Here is an 18,197-nt window from a genome sequence, read left to right as displayed (position 1 = left end):
TTGCGTTCACTCCGCAAATCGGTCCGCCACCGAGCTGGCGCCGAACGACATCGGCTTAATCCGCGCTTCGTAGCCGACGGAAGTGACCCAGCCGCAAATTTCCTGAATCAGCACCTTCGTTTCGCCCTGCTGGCCGATGTCGATATGAATTTCCAGCGGCCATTGGGAAGTGAGATCGCTCATTCCGCTGCGGTTCAGCAGCTCGACCAGCTCAAGGCTGAGCTCGGTTTCGCGGTATATGCGCGTGCGCAGGTCGAAGAGCGGACGGCTGGTCCGTTTGCGGTAAAAAAAGCGGGCTCCCTTACCGATCCGGTGAATGATGACGGCCGTAACGAGCGTCGTGCTGCGCCGGGTCGTATGGGAATCCGTTCCAATAACCAATTTATAGCTTGCTTCCTGATCTTCTTGGACAAAGTCGTGCAGGATTTTCACCATTTCCTCCAATGCAACGGAACCTCTAGTCGGGCTAAGGAACATCATCTGTCATCCAACTCCCTCCAAGATTGAAAATGACCCCATAGCTATAGTTTACGCCAAAAATCGTTAAAATAGTTTAAATTTGCAGCGGATCGATCGGAATCGGAACTTGGGACGCAACAGCAATCAACGGAAAAGCAAAGGATCAAGAGAGGTTCAAAAAGAGGATCGGTGCAAGAGAATAGAGCGTGCCAAACGCTGAGTCTTTCGTATAAAGGAGCAAGCCCCCTTTAAAAAAGAGCCCAAGCCTTACGGCTCAGGCCAATGAAAAAAACATCCTCTTTTATTGTAAAGTAACGGAAGAGCAAATTCAAATCGCTAGACAACGGTAAATTTCAATAAAATTCTGAAAAATAATTCAAAATAGAGCGCTTTCATCATATAATGGAATTAACCTGTCAGCGGCATCGCTGTAAAAGGAGGCTTGACGCCATGGAGGGAAGGTTTTCCGTCGGGCTCGTTGTAGGGACGATGCTCAGTATACCGCTGTGGGTATCCGCCATCGGCTGGATGAAGCTTGTAGGCTCCGCTGTAACCTATTTATTCCGCTATCATATCATCTAACGAACGGGCAAAGTACCGCTAAGATAGTCCGAGGACTGGTCCCGGACGTCCCGCTCTTCATTTGCCTATTGTCATAAGACCGCACTTTCCGCAGGCGAAAGCTTTCGGAAGAACGCGGTCTTTTCTTTGTCCGCGATGAAGGGGAGCATGTTCCTTTTTGTCGAAAAAACAGGTAAAATAAAGGAAATAAGCCTGTAATTCGCACGATAGGAAGGGGAGAGCACGGATGAAAACGATGCCGCGTCCGTTCAAAAAACCGGAATGGGGAATCAAGGTCAAAGCGGGGACGGCCTGCCTTTTTCTGCTGCTGACGCTTCCCTGGCCTGTCGCGCAAGCAGGCTTTCTGGACCGGGTGAAAGACATTTACGACATGCCGGAGCAGATTGGACAGATCCAGGATCAGTATAACGAGACGAAGCAGGAGCTGGAGCGGAACCGGGAGCAGCTTGAGACGACGCTTAAACGCTCGGAGGAAGCCGCGCAGCAATACAAAGCGACGGAGCAGCGGTTGATGGAGGAAAACCGCGAGCTTCGCAGCCGCAATGAGCAATTGGAGGAGCTGATCCGCCGACTGGAAGAGACGGAGCAGGCGAATGCGCAGCGTACGAGACAAATTGTCCGGACGGCGTTGACGGGAGTACTTCTGGTTGTGCTCTACTTTGTTCTGATGCGCGTGATCCGGCTGGCCGTATGGCGCCGGAACCGCAGCGCAAGCCATCGGGGAGGGAACGGATGAAGATTCATGTCGAAGAAGGAGCGGGGAGCGACGGACAAGCGGCTGCCGTGGAGCTTGCCGCCGGCGAAGCCGCCTTGGTGCTGCATCCGAAGCAGATCATCGCCTTTCAGGGCCGTTCTGGAAGCCGGGAGGACCGTCTATTGAATGTGGCCGGGGTTTACCGGAAGAAGCGCTGGATCGAGTCGCGTTTGACCGGCCCTGCGCGCTTTGTGCTGGGAGTCCCGGCGGGCTACAGCTTCCGGGCGATGGAACTGCCGGAGGATAGCAGCCTGCTGTTCGATATCCGGTATGTGCTGCTGTACAGCGAGGGAATGAAGCTGCAGAGCCGCTTCCAAAAAATCAAACAAGCCGTCGTGACGCAGGACTGGATTCGGATGAAATTTTCCGGCGGCGGCACGCTCGGTCTGCTCAGCTGCGGCCCTTTGTGCGAGCTGACGATCGATCCGTCGGAGCCGGTCTATGTCGATATCGGGTGTCTCGTCGCTTATCCGGAGGAAGCCAAGCTGCAGCTGTGCGTCTACGGCAACCCGCTTGCAAGTCAGCGCATGAACTACCATTGGGAAATTACCGGCTCGGGCAAGGTGCTTTTGCAGCCTTCCCGACCGAGATTCGGGCTGGCCGATCCTTTGCAGAGCGATTCCTTGTTCAAACGGATTCTAAGAGAAGCGCTTCCGTTCGGCGGAGTCATTATAAAGTAAATTTTATGAAAAAACATGAAAAAGCAGGAATCCCTTGTCTTCCGGTAGAAATAGATTAAAAGAAGATGAAATTTGGCGAAAATTGCAAAGGGATGGGAGTGTATGTATGCAGCATCTGCATGGAACCTACAGTATCCCTCTTGTCTTGCTGTCCGTCTTTATTTCCATCTGTTCCTCGTATTGCGCACTGGATTTAAGTGAAAGGATGCCGAAGCTCTGCGGCCGTTCCAAGTCGCTATGGATGGTAATCGGGTCCGTCATTATGGGCCTCGGCATTTGGTCGATGCATTTTATCGGCATGCTGGCCTTACATCTCCCCGTTGACGTTCGTTATCATTCTCATTATATGGTTTTATCCATCCTCTTGCCGATAGGCGCCGCTTGGGCCGCGTTATCGGCCATCTCCGGGGATGCGCCGGCCCGGCGGCAGTCGCTTGCCGGCTTTCTATGGATGGGCCTGGCGATTGCGGGAATGCATTATACCGGTATGGCCGCGATGCAAATTCCCGGCATCATTACGTACGACCCGTATTGGGTCGGCTTGTCGCTGTTCATCGCTTTTGGCATTTCGTTCGTCGCTTTCCGTTGGGCGTCCGTGTACCGGACAACACGTGAGGGGAGGCCGTCATCGTTTTGGGCCAAATGCACGACGGCCGCTCTGCTTGGCTTCGCCATGGCAGGGATGCACTATAGCGGCATGGTGGCGGCCAATTTTCAAGCGGACGGGGCTTGGATGCACGATGCAGGAGAGGACCTTCAAGGCTTGGACGATATGCTGCTGGCTTCATGGATCGGAGCGGCGGCGCTTATTGTGCTGCTGCTTCTGGCCTTCAGCCAGTTTCTGGAACGGCGGTTTGCGCAGCGGCTTGCGGATGTGAACAAGCAAAGGTACGATTCCGTCTTCGAGCATAATCCCGACATGGTTTGTCTGTTCGATTTGAGCGGCAGGGTTCTCCAGGCCAATCCCGCCGCCGAGCGCATTAGCGGATATTCCCGTGAGCATTTTGTCGGCCAGCCCTTCACCCGCTTTATGAACCGCCAGGACAGCATGAAGATCCGCGCCTGCTTTGCCCGAGTGCTGGAGGGAACGCCGCAGACGGTCGAATGCTCTATACGCCGCCGAGACGGACGGACCGTACATTTGAGCACGACCATCGTGCCGATGAAGGAGGACGGAAAGATCGTCGATATCTACACGATCTCGAAGGACATCACCGAACAGAAAAAAACGGAGCGGCAGCTGATCGAAGCGAAGCTGGAGGCCGAACGCGCGGCCCGGGTCAAGAGCGAATTTCTCGCCGTCATGAGTCACGAAGTCCGCACCCCTTTGAACGGGGTGATCGGGATGAGCGACCTCCTGCTTGAAACCGATTTGAACGAGGATCAGCGCGAGTACGTGAAGATTATCGGCAAAAGCGGCAAGGCGCTGCTATCCGTCATCAACGACGTGCTTGATTTTTCCAAGATCGAATCGGGTAAAATGAAGTTAAAAAACGAGCCTTTTCATCTGGCGGAATGCCTGCAGGAGACGCTGCGGCTGTTCACGCCGCAACTCCAGCACCGCGCGCTTGAGCTGCACGTGCATTCCGATTCCGGTGTCCCCGAGTTTCTGATCGGAGACGAAGTCCGGCTCAGGCAAGTTTTGATCAATCTGATCGGAAATGCCGTCAAATTCACGGAACAGGGGGGAATTGAGGTCCGTATTCGGCAAGTGTATCGCAGGGGAGAGCAATTGGAGCTTGAGTTTACGGTCCGGGATACCGGAATCGGCATCCCGAAAAAAGCGATTCCATATTTATTCCAGCCATTCTATCAATTGGATTCCACGGCGCGCAAGCACGGGGGCACCGGCCTCGGTCTGGCGATATGCAAAAAACTGGTGGAGCTGATGGGCGGCAGCATACGGGCGGAATCTTCCCCGGGAAACGGAGCCGTCTTCGTGTTTACGATACAGGTCCGCTGCATCGAAGATAAAATGGCCGTGCGGCTTTAGCTGTCCGGCCGTTATTTTTGTCCGCCCCGTCACAAGATAGCAACCTTTTTTTCATTGGCTGCGTATTACTTATGGTTTCCTGCGGATTGTTTTTCAAATCCCTGTAAAAAACAGCTTCGTCAAGAGAAAGGATGAGAACCTATGACCACTTCTTCACCGGGAATGGGCAATTTGTTTGGCAACCGGTTCGTTCAGGTCATCCTGCTGTCGGGTTTGCTGCTGCAAATCGGCATTTGGGTGCGCAACTTTGCCATTTTGCTGTTTGTCGTAGATCAGACGAATGGGGATGCGACGGCCGTTTCGATGATTTCGGTGGCGGAATTTGCTCCGATCTTTATTTTCTCGTTTATCGGCGGTACATTCGCGGATCGCTGGAGACCGAAGCGGACGATGATCTGGTGCGATATTCTCAGTGCGGTATCCGTTTTTGCGGTGCTGCTGACTCTGGTATACGGCTCTTGGAAGGCCGTATTTTTCGCTACATTGGTTTCGGCCATCCTCTCCCAGTTTTCGCAGCCTTCGGGGATGCGGCTGTTCAAGCTGCACGTGCCCGAGGCGCTCATTCAAGCGGGCATGTCGATTTACCAGACGATGTTCGCGCTGTTCATGGTGCTGGGGCCGATTCTCGGGACCTTCGTCTACCAGCGTTACGGCATTGAAGTAGCCATCGCCATCATGGGCGTCGCTTTTCTGCTGTCCGCCTTGGTGCTTGTCATGCTGCCGCCGGATACCGAAGCGGAGTCTGCCGGAGAGCGTACCTCGATTCGCGAGGAAATGATGGCCGGGTTCCGCTATGTGCTGTCCCGGAAACTGCTGACCACGCTCGGCCTTTGCTTCATGATCGCCGGTTTCGCGATCGGTCTCATTCAGCCGCTCGGTGTTTTCCTGGTGACGGAACGGCTCGGGCTGCATAAAGAAAATTTACAGTGGCTGATGACCGCGAGCGGCGTAGCGATGATTGTCGGCGGCGCGCTTGCGATGGGGCTGTCGAAGAAATTTGCGCCGCAAGTGCTGCTCATGATCGGCATGACGGTCAGCGCCATAAGCGTCGCTCTGACCGGATTTTCGACGGTGCTGTGGTTTACGCTGTTCGCCCAGTTTCTTGCAGGCTTGGTCATGCCCTGTATTCAGATTGGCATTAACACGCTGATTTTGCAAAACACGGACACGGCGTTCGTCGGGCGCGTGAACGGTATTTTGAACCCGATTTTTATGGGCTCGATGGTTATCACGATGAGCTTGGCCGGCAAGCTGAAGGAGCTGTTTTCGATCGTGGGGATGTATGAAGCGTCGGCCGTTCTGTTTGCACTTGGCGTGTTGGTCATGCTTCCGGTCATGCGTATGCCGGTGAAAGCAGGAATGCCCGAAGGTTAGGCGGCTGAATGGAAGAGGAGAGACCGTGGATACTATTACGCATACCTTGTTTGGGCTTACATTATACGGAGCGGTCGATAAACGCGGCATGACCCGGGAGGAAAAGCGGGCGCTGCTGTTTACGACCGTCGCGGGCTCGCAAATTCCCGATATCGATGTCATCTCCTCATGGTGGGATACGGCGGGGCGTTACCAGATGTGGCACCGCGGGCTGACCCATTCGGTCTTTCTGGTGCCGGTCTGGGCGGCGCTGCTCGCAGGCCTCTCGCGGCTCCTGTGGAAAACCCGCGGCTGGCGCTTGTTTCTGATCGGCTGTCTCGCCGTCTTCATTCACGATACGAGCGATCTGTTCAACGCCTGGGGGACCGGCTATTTCGAGCCGATCTCGACGATGCGCATTACGTTCGGGACGATTCCGATCGTCGACCTCGTCTTCTGGGCGCTTATGCTCGCCGGATGGCTCCGGGTACGCATCCGGAGAACGGACCGGGATCGTTCTCCGCATCGCGTGTACCGCTTCGTCTGGATGCTGATGGCGCTCTACGTCGGGGTGCAATCCGTTCAAGGCTACGCGCTGTACAAGCAGGCATCCGGACAGTACGAGCAGGTGGCGCTTTCCGCCGACTTCGTGCCGGGAGTGTTTACGGTGATCGGCAAGCAAGGCGGCACGGTCGACTTGCTGAAGGGCTCGGTCTGGACGGGCGTCAAGCCGGTTGCGAAGCTTCAATCCCAAGAGAACGCGGATCTGGACCGTTTGTTTGCCGCCAATCCGAAAGCGAAGACGCTGTATGAATGGTCGCCGTTCGTTGTCATCGTCGATGACGAGACCCGGCTCGGCCTGTACGATCCGCGCTTTTACCGGGGCGGACAATCGTTTTTATTCGAATTTATAAAGAAGCAAGGGCCTTAGTCTCGTATCAAATGAAAAAACGCCTCGTTTTCCGGCGATGTATCGCCGGGAACGGGGCGTTTGCTGTTTCAAACGGGGTTACGGAGTGTAAAAGTTTTGTGTGTAATAAATGTGCATTTGCCCGCCAAAGCTGACGCCTACGCCGAGACGCTTGATGTCGCTCAGCAGGTTTTTGCGGTGGCCCTCCGAGTTCATCCAGCCGTGGTGGGCGAAGATGGCGCTGGCTTGTCCGGCGGCGATATTCTCGGCGGCAGCACGATAAGCAATGCCGTCCTGCTTCATCCGGTCGAACGGGCTGCGTCCGCTCGGGTCGTCATGGTCGAAGTAGCCTTTGGCGCCCATATCCTGGCTATGCTTCCGGGCTGTTTCCGCCGCTTTGTCGTCCCAGACGAACGGCTGCAAACCGAGCTTGGCCCGGGCCGCGTTGGCAAGATCGAAGCTCTGAAGCTCGAACGCGCGTGCGAGCGCGTCGCTGCCATCCGGATAAAAGGCAGCCAGTGCCTGCTCCGTCGATTTTTCGATGACCTGCAAGCCCGTCACCATGCTGCCCCGATGAATATCGTAGAAGAAGGTGACATAAGCTCCGGCGATTTCGTACGTGCCGTATTCGCCTTTGCCGTAGTTTATCATGAAGCGGGTATTTCCCTTCATAATATAAGAGACCGGACGGCCGTACTGCTTCTCGACTTCGGCTTTGCCCGAGCCGTCGGCGATTCCGCGGTCTGTTTGCCAGTTGGCGGACGGTGAATACAAGGCCACGACTTTGCCGCCGCTGACGCCGATTTGGGCATAGTCTGTATAGTCCCGGTTATAAATATACCATTGGAAGCCGTATTCGCCTGCGTCTTTGCGCGCCGGCTGTCCCAGCTTCTGAACCACAGCATCGGCCGAATCGCCGATGGCTACGCCTTTGACCGAGACGGCGGCTTGGGAGGCGGACGGAACGTCCGATGCTTCTGTGGAAGTAACGGGGGCGGGACGGAGCGCGGAAACGTTTTGCTTCAGATTGCGGATGAACTGAACCGCTTCCGCCCGCGACAGGCGATCCGCAGCTTTGTAGCCTTCCACGGTTGCAGACGTTTTTCCCCGGGACAGCCCCTTATCGAGCAAGTAGCGGATGGAATCGTTCAAATTCAATGCTTGCTGCTGTGTGGCTGCGATCAGCCGGGCAACATGGCCGCGGTTATAGGAATTCCGGTCCGTATTTTGGAGCAGCGGCCAATGGCGAGCGGCGGCATAGGAGTAATAAGGTTCGTACCACGGCGTTCCGGATTCGGGCGCGGGAACCGCATTGTCCGGATAGGCGCGCAGCAGCATCGCGAGAAATTCCGGCTCGGAGACGACGGCATTCGGACGAAACGTACCGTCCTCGTAACCGTTAACGATGCCGTTCTGTACGGCCCATGAGATCGTTTCGGCGCCCCAGTGACGGTTCGTATCGGTAAACGCGGAAGCGTCGGCGGCATGCGAAGGGATGGAAGCGGAAAAGACGGAAGTGAAGCTCAGGGCAATAGGCAGAGCATAAGTTAACCAACGTTTGTGCAAAGCGCCTTCCTCCTTTTGCCTAATGGTATCGTTTCCATTAACTATATAAGCCGCTTCTTTCCTTGTCCATGTCAATCTTAACCAGCAAGGGCGGCCCAAAGGGAGCGGCAGCCGGGCAAGCGAAATAAAAAAGCTTTATGAAAGCGTTTGCTGTTAAGCGGAATTTCGATGGCCAAGTCATAATTGACATCGTTTCCGCATACTTAATCTGAGACCGTAGGACAAAAAGCATCAACTTCAAAGCCGATATGCACAAAGGGGGTTGCGTCTTGATTCAATTCCGGGATGTGAACAAGCACTATGGTCATTTTCACGTACTGAAAAACATCAATTTGACGATTGAACCGGGCGAGGTCGTCGTCGTGATCGGACCTTCCGGTTCGGGAAAAAGCACACTGCTCCGCTGCATCAACCGGCTGGAGACGATATCGGGAGGGGAGCTGACGGTGGACAACATTAAGGTCCATGACAGGAAAACCGACATTAACAGCCTAAGGCGCAACATCGGCATGGTATTCCAGCATTTTAACTTATACCCGCACCGCACCGTGCTGGAGAACATCACGCTTGCCCCGATGAAGGTGCTCGGTCTCTCGCGCCAGGAGGCCGAGGAAACGGCCATGATTTATTTAAACAAAGTCGGCATTCCCGAAAAAGCGAAAGCCTATCCCTCGCAGCTGTCGGGCGGGCAGCAGCAGCGTGTGGCGATCGCGCGCGGGCTTGCCATGAAGCCCAAGATCATGCTGTTCGACGAGCCTACGTCGGCGCTTGACCCGGAAATGATCGGAGAAGTGCTCGACGTCATGCGCGATTTGGCACGGGAAGGCATGACGATGGTCGTCGTCACCCATGAGATGGGCTTTGCCCGCGAAGTGGCCGACCGGATCGTCTTTATGGATCAAGGGCAAATTCTCGAGACCACGCCTCCGGCCGAATTTTTCGAGAATCCGCGTGAGGAGCGGGCGCGCACGTTTCTCAGCCGGGTGTTAAATCACTAATCCGATAGTCGTATATCCAATGGAGAGGGGACTGGACTGTGAAAATGCTTAAAATGAAGAAGCTGTTTTCCTTTACGCTCGTTTCGATGCTCATGCTTACGATGGTGGCGGGCTGCGGCACCAAACCGGCGGAACAGCCGGGAGCCGGGGGCGGAACGCCCGGGAAGCCGGAAGCGGCCGCTTCTACGATTGAAGCCATTAAGAAACGCGGCAAGCTTATCGCCGGCGTCAAATACGATACGAAGCTGTTCGGGCTGAAGGATCCGGGCACCGGCAAGGTTGAAGGCTTCGATATCGATATGGCCAAGCGGCTGGCGAAAAGCATTTTGGGCGACGAAACGAAGGTCGAACTGAAGGAGGTTACCTCCAAAACGCGGATTCCGATGCTGCAGAACGGCGAAATCGACATCATAATCGCCACGATGACGATCAATGAAGAGCGCAAGCAGCAGGTCGACTTCACTGACGTTTATTTCAAAGCGGGCCAGTCGCTGCTTGTGAAGAAAGACAGCGCGATTCAATCGATCACGGATCTGAAGAAAGGCACGAAGGTCATGGCGGTCAAAGGCTCCACGTCGGCGGTCAATATTCGGGCGAAAGCGCCGGAAGCGACCGTACTGGAGTTCGACAATTACCAGGACGCGTTCACCGCGCTTAAAGCCGGTCAAGGGGATGCGCTGACGACGGACAATGCGATTTTGCTCGGGATGGTGAAGCAGGATCCGAGCTTCCGGTTGGCCGGAGGCAACTTCACCGACGAGCCGTACGGGATGGCGATCCGGAAGGGCGACGGTGAGTTTGTCGCTTACGTCAACAAGTTCCTGAAGGAGATGAATGCGAGCGGCGAATACGACAAGCTGTATGAGCAGTGGTTCGGAGAAAAGCCGGCGAAATAAACAGCTAAGCTTACATCCTTGTTGTCCGAAGGGAGGCTCAACCGGACATGAACGACCAGCTCCTGCGTTTCGATATTTTGATCAAGCATTGGGATACCTACATGCTCGGCTTCGGCAATACGGTCAAAGCGAGTGTGATTGCGCTGCTGGCAAGCTTCGTGTTAGGAACGGTCATCGCCGTATTCCGGATGGCTCCGCTGAAGCCGCTGAACTGGCTGGGTACGGCATACGTCGAATTTATCCGCAACATTCCTTTACTGCTGATCGTTCTGTTGATTTATTTGGCGGCCCCGACGCTCGGGCTGCCATTCGACGGATTTACATCGGGGACCATCGCGCTGTCGGTCTACACGGCGGCCTTCATTGCCGAAGCGATCCGGGCGGGCATCCTGGCCATTCCGCAGGGCCAGACGGAGGCGGCCCGTTCGTCGGGGCTGACGTACCTGCAAACGATGCGTCATGTGGTGCTTCCCCAAGCGATCAAGATCGTTGTTCCGCCGCTTGGCAACCAATTTTTGAACCTGGTCAAAAATACGTCCGTGCTCGGCGTCGTCGCCGGTCTTGACCTGATGTACTTCGGCGATATCGTCTCGACGCAGACGTTCGTCACATTCAGCGTCTATATTTTTATCGCGCTGTTCTATCTCGTGCTGACGATTCCATTAAGCTTCGGCGTACGGTATTTGGAGAAACGGCTGGCGTTCTAATGCCCGGCGCGGGAGGGAGGGGAAGCGATATGGACTTCGCGGGAGCTTATGCCCCGGAAAATCTCAAGTTTCTAATGCAGGGGCTTTATGTGACGTTAAAAGTGGCCTTTTTCTCGATCATTTTCAGCTTTATCCTCGGCGCTCTTGTCGGCACGCTCAGATACGCGCGCGTTCCCGTGCTTTCTCAGATGCTTGCGGTGGCCGTAGAGACGATCCGCAATTTGCCGCTTCTGCTCATTATCTTTTTCACGCGCTTTGCGCTGCCCGAGGTCGGGCTGAAAATGTTTCAAAATGCCGAGTACTCTGCGATCGTAGCGCTTACCGTGTTCGAAGCGGCGATGATTGCCGAGATTGTCCGCAGCGGCCTGCTGTCGATCGAGAAGGGGCAGATGGAAGCGGCCCGTTCGTCGGGGCTCACTTACGTTCAGGCTTTGTGGCATGTGATTTTGCCGCAGGCCTTGCGCCGGATGGTACCGCCGATCGTCAGCCAGTTCATCTCGCTGCTCAAGGATACGTCGCTGGCGACGGTCATCGTGCTCGCCGAGCTTATGCACAATATGCAGATCGTGGCTGCGAAAAATCCGAACTGGGTGATCCCGGTTTTTATCGCCGGAGCGCTGATCTATTTTGTGGTCAACTACACGTTGTCGCTGCTGGCCAAACGGCTGGAAGTCCGCCAAGCATAGAATGGAATAAAATGGTCGGTTTTGACGAAAATGAACCGCTCGCTTGGGTCCCTTGGAAGGGGCAGGCGAGCGGTTCTGTTCTTTTGATGGAGCACGGAGCTACTTCTTCTTGCCGGTATCGCAAGGGCTTGCCTCGCGGGAGACCGTCTCCTCCGCCAGCTTGTCGCCGAATTGGTCAAGGCGTCCCGGCTGGCTGGCCGGTCCGTCGTTGTCCGGCTTGTTGTTTCTTCCTGACATGGCTGCTCACCTCCATTCTATTGGTTAGCGTACCAAGAGGAGGGGCGAATTATTTCATCATTTTATCCAAGTCTTCGATTTGAGCATGAAGGCCAGCGAAGCGAGTCCAAATGCCACCACGACGGCTTCGAGCAGCCAGATGTTCAATTTCATCCCTTGACTGAGCCCTGGCAAAAAGTCGATCAGCGCATGAATCCCGATTGCATACGCCAAATACAGCAGCTTGCGGCTGCGGACGGCGTGCAGCACGATGAGCGACATCGCGATCTGAATCAGCAGCGCGGAGACCCGTTCGATTCCGCCTAAGGCAAAATGCGAGGCGGGCATCGTGAGCAGCAGCGACTTCACGGCGAGCAGCGGTTCGCTCGGAGCGCCCGAAGCCAGCAGCTTGTCGAATTGTCCGGCGTTGATCAGAAGCGATATATAGAGCGATTGCACGCTGCCCAGCACGCCGATGAGCACGGCTTCGATTCCGCCGTGGCCGAGCCCGAGCGCGATGCCGTCCTTCCGCTCCCGGTTGCGTTTAAGCCAAAAGCGGAAGGCAATGTAGCGCCCGACCTCCTCGAAGATGCCGGCTGCCAGCGCGCCATACGTTGCCAGGGCCAGCGGATTGCGGCTCATGAGGCTTGCGGTGTACGGATTGCCTTGAAAAACATAGACGTGAAGAACCTTTTCCAGCACTTGGCTGAACAAAATAAACACCAGAATGCCGATCCCGAAGGCTTTGAGCGAGAACCTTTCTTTGCGGTAGTAGAAGATAAAAAACGCTGTCGGTACGCCGACGGACAATACGGCGGTCATGATCATGAAACCAATGGACCACGGGCTGACCATGGCGGTTCACTTCCTTTCTTGGGGGCTTATTGCCATACAAGCAGACCTGCGGTTAAGGTGATGATTCCGACCGCGGCTACGAACAGCTCTGTCAGCGGCAGCGACCGTTTGGCCAACCGGACGGAGATCAGGTTCAAGCCGGTATGCGCCGGGATCATCAGGATAAGCAGCCATGGCATATGGGCGATCAGCAGCGTGCTGCCGATGTGGAACATGCTGGCGAAAAGACGCTCCAGCACGCCCCATAGCGGAGAGCTGTTCATTTGGCCGGTCGACTCGAGGAAGGCCTTGGCCTGCATCGCTTTTTCGTCCGTCCGCTTGATGACGGTGGCCAGGACGATCCCGTTGACGACGGCGAATACAACCTCAATGGCGGCCCATCCTTGCCCAAGAGAAAGGGCGGAGTTGAACGAGAAGCCGGTTATCCAGAGCGCCAGCAGCCGGACGCCTTCCTCCAGCGGTCCGGAGGCGGCACCGACGAGCAGGCCCGCGCGCTCCTTCGGCTGCTTGCGGACGAGCAGCGCAATCGGACCGCGAAGCAGGAGCGCGGCCCACCAACCGGCCGCTCCGATCCCGAAGGCGGCCCAATCGGCCGGAAACCCCGCATAGCGGAATGCGAGCCAGAAAACGGCGGGAACAGCCAAATAAAGCGGAATCGCCATATAAAAGCGGCGTCTGATACGATCATATGCATCGGTCGGTTCGATTGATTCGGTTCTAATTGGTTTCATGATCGTCACTCTTTTCCTTCCGAATCGGATGCTTGCGGCTCCGGGATGATGATGGTAGTGAATAAGCGCCTCCGTCGTCCGGGTTCGGGAGAATTCGCCATGGCTTCCCGGATCGGAGGGCGAATGGCCTGAACGAATTCGGCAAACTCTTCATCCGTCAAGTATAGCGGCACCTGCCTGTAGCCGACGCCGTCCGCCTCCAAGTCCACCGAGGGCTGCCGCAAATAGCGTCCGTAATCGTCCACCAGCGAGGCGACAAACGTCATGAAGTAGCGCAGGTGGTCGTCCCGGTCGGCATGGGCCAAATCCGCTGCGGACAGTACGGCTTGCTTATCCGGGAGCGCATAAATCTTCTCGACCGTTCCGCGAACCTGGCGTTCGTTGGCTACCGTCAGAACGCCGCTTTTGTACAGCTTGTTCAAATGCCGGTACAGCGTCGCTTGAGGAATATCGGGCAGCGCCTCGGCCATTTCGAGCGCGGACATGCTGCGTCCGCCGACAAGCAGCCCAAGAATGCGGAAGCGGACCGGGTGTAAAATCAGGTCGGCTTTGGAGTCTTTCATACAGCCTTCACCTCGAACATTATCATTATCAATAATGATTATAATAGGCCATGTGGTATTTGTCTACGTTTTTAATTGAAAATTGAAAGTGTCTGAAGTATGATTAATAAATAGTTGAGTGAACATCTATAAAGAGGTGGGCAAGATGGGGAGAAAAAGCGATGCCAGAGAACGGTTGCTGGAAACGGCAGCGCGGTTAGTGCCGGAACGCGGATATCATGGAGTTGGAGTGCAGGAATTGTGCAATGTTGCCGGTATTAAACCCGGAAGTTTTTATTATTTGTTTCCGTCCAAGCAGCAATTGGTCATTGCGGTTTTGGAGAAAACGTGGGAAGATACGCGGAATTATATCTTCACGCCTATTCAAACGTCAAACCTGAGTCCCCTGGAAAAGATCCGGGAGTTCTTTATGCGCACCTGTCATCTCCATGCGCATCGGAGCAGCGAGGGGAAGCCGGTACTGGGATGCACGTTTGCCGTCCTTGGAGGAGAGCTTGCCACTCAGGATCAGGTAATTAACCGTAAAGTTCAAGAAATTTTCTCCCTTTTTACGGGTTATTTTGAAGAGTGGATAACGCAGGCTTACGAGGACGAGCTAATAGCGCTTCCCAAAGAACGAATTCCGGATACCGCAAAGGCATTGCTTTGTTATACCGAAGGGGTAGCCTTAATAGCCAGGATACATAATGACGCGGAGACTTTCTCAAGAATGGCCGAGGGAGCGCTTCGGCTGGCAAACCCTAAAAAGTAATTTTTTTTAACCTAAAAATAGATGATCGCTCAACTATAATTTTAAGGCAAAGACTTTGAGGAGGAGAAGGAATGAAAGCAATTCGAATGTACCAATGCGGAGGACCGGAAGTATTAAAGGTGGAAGACATGGAAAAACCGATTCCCGGGATGCACGAAGTGTTGCTTAAAGTTCAAGCGATCGGCGTTAACTATGCAGAAGTTCAGCAGCGGAAAGGGACCTATCCTTTCCCGGTTCCCCTTCCGGCCGTTTTGGGCCAATGGGCCGAAGTGGTCGGTCAAGTGGCTGAAGCGGGCGAAGGCGTGACAAACGTCGAGATTGGGAGAAGTGTCATCGCGCAAGTGCCGCAAGGCGCTTATGCGGAATATGTTGTCGTGCCTTCTTCTATGCTGCTGCCTGTTCCCCACCGGCTTAATCTTGTTCAATCCGCCGCGCTTTTAACACAGGGGCAGACGGCATACCATACGCTAAAGAGCGTGGGGCGTATCCAGCCCGGTGAAACAGTGTTGATTCATGCCGCTGCCGGAGGAGTCGGCAGTCTGGCGATTCAGATCGCGAGGAGAATGATGGCCGGGAAAATCATCGCAACGGCAAGCGCGCCCGCCAAGCTAGAGCTGGCTCTCTCTTTGGGGGCGGATGCCGCAATCAATTACAGTGAACCGGATTGGGCAAAGCAAGTGCTGGAGTGTACCGGAGGAAAAGGCGCAGACCTGATATTGGAAATGGTGGGAGGAGACATTCTGCAAGGCAGTCTGCAAGTGTTGGCTCCATTTGGGCGTCTTATTTATTTCGGATCGGCAAGTGCGGTAAATGAAAAATGGGACCGCGCGGATCTCGTCAAGCTGCTTGAAAATAAATCGATCATAGGGTTCAATATCGCCCATTTCCTTACGTCCCGCCCCGAGAGTGCAAAAGCCGGATTGGAACACTTGTACGAAATGATATCCGCCGATCAGTTAAAGCCGGTCGTGCGGCATATCTTGCCCTTGGAGCAAGCGGCGGAAGCCCACCGGCTGCTTGAATCCCGTCAAACCGTAGGCACCATCGTTTTAAAACCTTAACGTTATGCAGAAGGGACGGGCTTGCTGACGCCGGTCATGGCGGTTGCAACTCGCGAGCTCCGCTCCATCGGGCAGAGACGGTAAATCCCCGCCACATGCGGAAAGAGCGGACGTGCTTGAGTAAAAACGGGCAATAAAGGGTAAGGAAAAAGAGAAAGCTATTTCCAGACAAAGGAGCGATGGAGGATGAGCAGACCGATCCAAGCTTATTTTCATACGGAAAACGAAGCCGAGGACGTTCGGATCAAGCTGCAAACGTACCGGGTGGAGCAGGTCGAAATCGGTGAATTGGACGAGGCATTGGACCGCGATACGCCGCTGTTGTTTCCGATCGCTGTCGCAGGTGCGGGGACGATTCCGGCCGGCGTCGGTTATGCGGGCAGCGAGGCCGGACCGATCGCCGCCACCGGCGCGGCGGCAGCCGGGGCTTATCTCGGCTTCCGCACGCTGGACGAAGCCGGGCACGACAAAGACGGCGACGGCGTGGACGACCGGGAGCTTCGCTACGCGCTCAGCGCGAAGGTGGCCGAGGAACAGTACGACGAGATCGTCGATTTGATCCGCCGCCACCAAGGGCACGTGGCCGCTCTGGACTGACGGCGGCTTGCTGTTCCCGGAAAAAAAAGCCCGCTTGCGGCACGGAAGCGCGTTCCGGCGGCAGCGGGCATAGACGGACTGGCGAGGAACGGCACTTCAGCCGGACCGTCACAGTAATGTTAGGCACGGCGCCGGGTCAAATGAATGAACGTAATGGCAAGCGCCAGCACAAGCACCGATCCTTTGATAATGTCAAAGGCATAGTAAGGGAGGTTGAGCATCGTCAGCCCGTTCAGCAGCACGCCGATCAGGACGGCGCCGAAAAACGTGCCGATCACGTTCGGCTTGCCCGCGCCGAGTACGGAGAACCCGACGAATACGGCGGCGACCGATTCCATCAGCAGCGGCGCCCCGGCATCGATCTGTCCGGAGCCGACACGGGCGGCGAACAGAATGCCGCCGACGGCGGCAAAGATGCCGGACAGCACGTATGCGAATGTGCGCACGCGATTGACGGCGATGCCGGAGAGGCGGGCGGCCTCTTGGTTGCCGCCGGTCACGTACATTTGGCGGCCCCAACGGGTGTACGTAAGGAAGACGTGAACGAGGACGACGGCGATAATCATCAGCAGAACCGGCACCGGGATGCCGAGCAGCTTGCCTTGGCCGATCCAGAGGAACGTCTCGGTGAATTTGCCGGGCGCTTTCGTTCCGTCGGTCATCTGCATGTTGTTATAGATCGAGAAGCCTTGGGTATACGTTTTGTGGACGCCGCCGATGATGTACATCACGGCTAACGTCGCCAGCAAGTCCGGTATCCTGACTTTGACAATCAAGAGCGCATTCAGCAGCCCGATGACGATGCCGATCAGCAGCGGGACAATGAGTACGACGATAAGCGGGAGCTGAAACCAGACCATCAGCGTCGCCGTGACGACCGTCGTTAGCGAAACGGTAGAGCCGACCGAGAGGTCGAATCCGTCGACGATCTGCGAGAAGGTCACGCCGATCGCGATGAACGTTACAATCGAGATAGAGCGGAGAATGTCCGCCATGTTGTCGTAGGACAAGAAATTTTCATTGACGAAAGAAAAGATTGCAATGACGGCGGCGATGATGAACAAGGCCCCGTATTTATAAGAAACATCCAGCCATTTGCCTTTCACTTGCTTATGCCTCCCCGCTGCTTGCATAGTACAATATTTTCTCCTGCGTCGCTTCGTCGCGGGACAGCTCTTTCACGATCCGTCCGTAGCTCATGACGAGAATCCGGTCGGCAATGCCCAGAATTTCCGCGATTTCGCACGATAAGTACACAATGCCTTTTCCTTCCTGAGCGAGTCGTCCGATCAAGCGGAAAATATCGCTTTTGGCGCCCACGTCGACGCCTTTGGTCGGTTCGTCGAACAAATACACCTCGGCGTCCGTCGGCAGCCATTTGCCGACCGCCACCTTCTGCTGGTTGCCGCCGCTCAAATATTTGACCTGCTGCTCCCGGTTCGGCGGCTGAATCCCGAGCTCGGCGATGCGGGCGTCCGCATTCTCCGTTTCCTTGCGGCGGTTGACGAAGCCGAGCCGGCTGAGCCGCTCAAGTAGCGTCAACGCAAGGTTCGCCTTCACCGACAGCTCGACGAGCACGCCTTGCTTGCGCCGCTCCTCCGGGATGAGCGCCAGCCCCGCGCGGACGGCGTCGGCCGGGGCCCGGAGCTTCAGCTCGCAGCCGTGCAGCCGCAGCTCGCCCGCGTCGAGCGGGTCTGCGCCGAACAGAAGGCGCGACAGCTCCGTCTTGCCCGCGCCGACCAGACCGACTACGCCGACGATTTCGCCGCGGCGCACCGTCAGATCGACGCCGCGCACCTTGGTGCCGCTGGTCAGGCCGCGCGCTTCGAGCAGCGGCTC

21 protein-coding genes are annotated in these 18,197 nt (G+C 55.8%); 13 read left to right on the top strand and 8 right to left on the bottom strand.

The genetic code is table 11. From position 1 onward, the window contains the following. Window positions 1–6: 6 nt before the first annotated feature. The gene (locus tag PEH01S_RS17250; protein WP_025847446.1) at window positions 7–480 is read right to left on the bottom strand and encodes a ribonuclease H-like YkuK family protein; all 474 of its coding nucleotides are present in this window, start codon (window positions 478–480) and stop codon (window positions 7–9) included. 429 nt (window positions 481–909) lie between these two features. Between PEH01S_RS17250 and PEH01S_RS35825 the strand changes: the two genes are divergently transcribed. From PEH01S_RS35825 to PEH01S_RS17225, 6 genes are all read left to right on the top strand, one after another. Next, on the top strand, window positions 910–1,041 hold the full coding sequence (locus PEH01S_RS35825) for a hypothetical protein (protein ID WP_275452141.1): 132 nt from the start codon (window positions 910–912) through the stop codon (window positions 1,039–1,041). 226 nt (window positions 1,042–1,267) lie between these two features. Beyond that, window positions 1,268–1,777: a coiled-coil domain-containing protein gene (locus tag PEH01S_RS17245; protein ID WP_025847444.1), complete on the top strand. Its 510-nt coding sequence runs from the start codon at window positions 1,268–1,270 to the stop codon at window positions 1,775–1,777. Continuing rightward, entirely contained in the window at window positions 1,774–2,475 is a 702-nt protein-coding gene (locus PEH01S_RS17240) for an AIM24 family protein (protein WP_025847443.1), read from the top strand. The genes PEH01S_RS17245 and PEH01S_RS17240 overlap by 4 nt, the downstream gene beginning before the upstream one ends. A gap of 106 nt (window positions 2,476–2,581) precedes the next feature. Beyond that, window positions 2,582–4,468: an MHYT domain-containing protein gene (locus PEH01S_RS17235; RefSeq protein ID WP_127486965.1), complete on the top strand. Its 1,887-nt coding sequence runs from the start codon at window positions 2,582–2,584 to the stop codon at window positions 4,466–4,468. A 141-nt stretch (window positions 4,469–4,609) separates the two neighbouring features. Further along, on the top strand, window positions 4,610–5,842 hold the full coding sequence (locus PEH01S_RS17230) for an MFS transporter (RefSeq protein ID WP_025847440.1): 1,233 nt from the start codon (window positions 4,610–4,612) through the stop codon (window positions 5,840–5,842). A 25-nt stretch (window positions 5,843–5,867) separates the two neighbouring features. Continuing rightward, complete coding sequence (locus PEH01S_RS17225; protein ID WP_127486963.1) at window positions 5,868–6,752, top strand: metal-dependent hydrolase; 885 nt, start codon at window positions 5,868–5,870, stop codon at window positions 6,750–6,752. Window positions 6,753–6,830: 78 nt separating this feature from the next. Here the strand turns inward: PEH01S_RS17225 and PEH01S_RS17220 are convergent, their stop codons facing one another. Next, the gene (locus PEH01S_RS17220) at window positions 6,831–8,297 is read right to left on the bottom strand and encodes a CAP-associated domain-containing protein (RefSeq protein WP_025847436.1); all 1,467 of its coding nucleotides are present in this window, start codon (window positions 8,295–8,297) and stop codon (window positions 6,831–6,833) included. A gap of 269 nt (window positions 8,298–8,566) precedes the next feature. Between PEH01S_RS17220 and PEH01S_RS17215 the strand changes: the two genes are divergently transcribed. The 4 genes from PEH01S_RS17215 to PEH01S_RS17200 are packed head-to-tail and all read left to right on the top strand — an operon-like array spanning window position 8,567 to window position 11,584. Continuing rightward, entirely contained in the window at window positions 8,567–9,295 is a 729-nt protein-coding gene (locus tag PEH01S_RS17215) for an amino acid ABC transporter ATP-binding protein (RefSeq protein WP_127486961.1), read from the top strand. Window positions 9,296–9,339: 44 nt separating this feature from the next. Beyond that, entirely contained in the window at window positions 9,340–10,191 is an 852-nt protein-coding gene (locus tag PEH01S_RS17210) for a glutamate ABC transporter substrate-binding protein (protein WP_127487032.1), read from the top strand. A 47-nt stretch (window positions 10,192–10,238) separates the two neighbouring features. After that, entirely contained in the window at window positions 10,239–10,898 is a 660-nt protein-coding gene (locus PEH01S_RS17205) for an amino acid ABC transporter permease (RefSeq protein ID WP_127486959.1), read from the top strand. 29 nt (window positions 10,899–10,927) lie between these two features. Then, on the top strand, window positions 10,928–11,584 hold the full coding sequence (locus PEH01S_RS17200) for an amino acid ABC transporter permease (protein ID WP_127486957.1): 657 nt from the start codon (window positions 10,928–10,930) through the stop codon (window positions 11,582–11,584). Window positions 11,585–11,683: 99 nt separating this feature from the next. On the opposite strand, the gene PEH01S_RS34645 is transcribed toward PEH01S_RS17200, so the two are convergent. Genes PEH01S_RS34645 through PEH01S_RS17185 form a run of 4 tightly spaced genes read right to left on the bottom strand, consistent with a single transcriptional unit; the run spans window position 11,684 to window position 13,949 of the window. Next, window positions 11,684–11,821 carry a hypothetical protein gene (locus tag PEH01S_RS34645; RefSeq protein ID WP_164827895.1) on the bottom strand — a complete coding sequence of 46 codons (138 nt, stop codon included), beginning with the start codon at window positions 11,819–11,821 and terminating at the stop codon, window positions 11,684–11,686. Between the two features lie 57 nt (window positions 11,822–11,878). Then, window positions 11,879–12,655 carry a YhfC family intramembrane metalloprotease gene (locus PEH01S_RS17195; RefSeq protein WP_025847429.1) on the bottom strand — a complete coding sequence of 259 codons (777 nt, stop codon included), beginning with the start codon at window positions 12,653–12,655 and terminating at the stop codon, window positions 11,879–11,881. A 26-nt stretch (window positions 12,656–12,681) separates the two neighbouring features. Then, window positions 12,682–13,386 (bottom strand): YhfC family glutamic-type intramembrane protease, encoded by a 705-nt coding sequence (locus PEH01S_RS17190; protein WP_025847427.1) that lies wholly within the window; start codon window positions 13,384–13,386, stop codon window positions 12,682–12,684. A gap of 5 nt (window positions 13,387–13,391) precedes the next feature. Continuing rightward, window positions 13,392–13,949, bottom strand: a complete 558-nt coding sequence (locus PEH01S_RS17185) for a helix-turn-helix domain-containing protein (RefSeq protein ID WP_127486955.1) — start codon at window positions 13,947–13,949, stop codon at window positions 13,392–13,394. 145 nt (window positions 13,950–14,094) lie between these two features. Here PEH01S_RS17185 and PEH01S_RS17180 point away from each other — a divergent pair, with 145 nt between their 5' ends. The 3 genes from PEH01S_RS17180 to PEH01S_RS17170 all read left to right on the top strand — a co-directional run bounded on the left by PEH01S_RS17180 (window position 14,095) and on the right by PEH01S_RS17170 (window position 16,358). Further along, complete coding sequence (locus PEH01S_RS17180; protein ID WP_025847424.1) at window positions 14,095–14,700, top strand: TetR/AcrR family transcriptional regulator; 606 nt, start codon at window positions 14,095–14,097, stop codon at window positions 14,698–14,700. A 71-nt stretch (window positions 14,701–14,771) separates the two neighbouring features. Further along, the gene (locus tag PEH01S_RS17175) at window positions 14,772–15,761 is read left to right on the top strand and encodes a quinone oxidoreductase family protein (protein WP_127486953.1); all 990 of its coding nucleotides are present in this window, start codon (window positions 14,772–14,774) and stop codon (window positions 15,759–15,761) included. 186 nt (window positions 15,762–15,947) lie between these two features. Continuing rightward, window positions 15,948–16,358 carry a hypothetical protein gene (locus tag PEH01S_RS17170; protein WP_127486950.1) on the top strand — a complete coding sequence of 137 codons (411 nt, stop codon included), beginning with the start codon at window positions 15,948–15,950 and terminating at the stop codon, window positions 16,356–16,358. Between the two features lie 119 nt (window positions 16,359–16,477). Here PEH01S_RS17170 and PEH01S_RS17165 read toward each other — a convergent pair whose 3' ends face one another. Beyond that, a complete protein-coding gene (locus PEH01S_RS17165) occupies window positions 16,478–17,464 on the bottom strand; it encodes an ABC transporter permease (protein WP_025847417.1) in 987 nt (328 codons plus the stop codon). A 4-nt stretch (window positions 17,465–17,468) separates the two neighbouring features. Further along, window positions 17,469–18,197, bottom strand: a 729-nt coding sequence (locus PEH01S_RS17160; RefSeq protein WP_164827893.1) for an ATP-binding cassette domain-containing protein, incomplete at its 5' end; no start/stop codon positions are given.

This window comes from Paenibacillus ehimensis NBRC 15659 (genome assembly GCF_004000785.1).
Lineage (GTDB): Bacteria > Bacillota > Bacilli > Paenibacillales > NBRC-103111 > Paenibacillus_G > Paenibacillus_G ehimensis.
The sequence above is the reverse complement of the archived record's forward strand: the minus strand, read 5'-3'. Positions and strand labels throughout refer to the sequence as shown.

Coding starts and splice junctions, on each gene's coding strand:
- PEH01S_RS17250 (WP_025847446.1), bottom strand. CDS start 480: ATGATGTTCCTTAGCCCGACTAGAGGTTCCGTTGCATTGGAGGAAATG.
- PEH01S_RS35825 (WP_275452141.1), top strand. CDS start 910: ATGGAGGGAAGGTTTTCCGTCGGGCTCGTTGTAGGGACGATGCTCAGT.
- PEH01S_RS17245 (WP_025847444.1), top strand. CDS start 1,268: ATGAAAACGATGCCGCGTCCGTTCAAAAAACCGGAATGGGGAATCAAG.
- PEH01S_RS17240 (WP_025847443.1), top strand. CDS start 1,774: ATGAAGATTCATGTCGAAGAAGGAGCGGGGAGCGACGGACAAGCGGCT.
- PEH01S_RS17235 (WP_127486965.1), top strand. CDS start 2,582: ATGCAGCATCTGCATGGAACCTACAGTATCCCTCTTGTCTTGCTGTCC.
- PEH01S_RS17230 (WP_025847440.1), top strand. CDS start 4,610: ATGACCACTTCTTCACCGGGAATGGGCAATTTGTTTGGCAACCGGTTC.
- PEH01S_RS17210 (WP_127487032.1), top strand. CDS start 9,340: ATGCTTAAAATGAAGAAGCTGTTTTCCTTTACGCTCGTTTCGATGCTC.
- PEH01S_RS17205 (WP_127486959.1), top strand. CDS start 10,239: ATGAACGACCAGCTCCTGCGTTTCGATATTTTGATCAAGCATTGGGAT.
- PEH01S_RS17200 (WP_127486957.1), top strand. CDS start 10,928: ATGGACTTCGCGGGAGCTTATGCCCCGGAAAATCTCAAGTTTCTAATG.
- PEH01S_RS34645 (WP_164827895.1), bottom strand. CDS start 11,821: ATGTCAGGAAGAAACAACAAGCCGGACAACGACGGACCGGCCAGCCAG.
- PEH01S_RS17195 (WP_025847429.1), bottom strand. CDS start 12,655: ATGGTCAGCCCGTGGTCCATTGGTTTCATGATCATGACCGCCGTATTG.
- PEH01S_RS17190 (WP_025847427.1), bottom strand. CDS start 13,386: ATGAAACCAATTAGAACCGAATCAATCGAACCGACCGATGCATATGAT.
- PEH01S_RS17185 (WP_127486955.1), bottom strand. CDS start 13,949: ATGAAAGACTCCAAAGCCGACCTGATTTTACACCCGGTCCGCTTCCGC.
- PEH01S_RS17180 (WP_025847424.1), top strand. CDS start 14,095: ATGGGGAGAAAAAGCGATGCCAGAGAACGGTTGCTGGAAACGGCAGCG.
- PEH01S_RS17175 (WP_127486953.1), top strand. CDS start 14,772: ATGAAAGCAATTCGAATGTACCAATGCGGAGGACCGGAAGTATTAAAG.
- PEH01S_RS17170 (WP_127486950.1), top strand. CDS start 15,948: ATGAGCAGACCGATCCAAGCTTATTTTCATACGGAAAACGAAGCCGAG.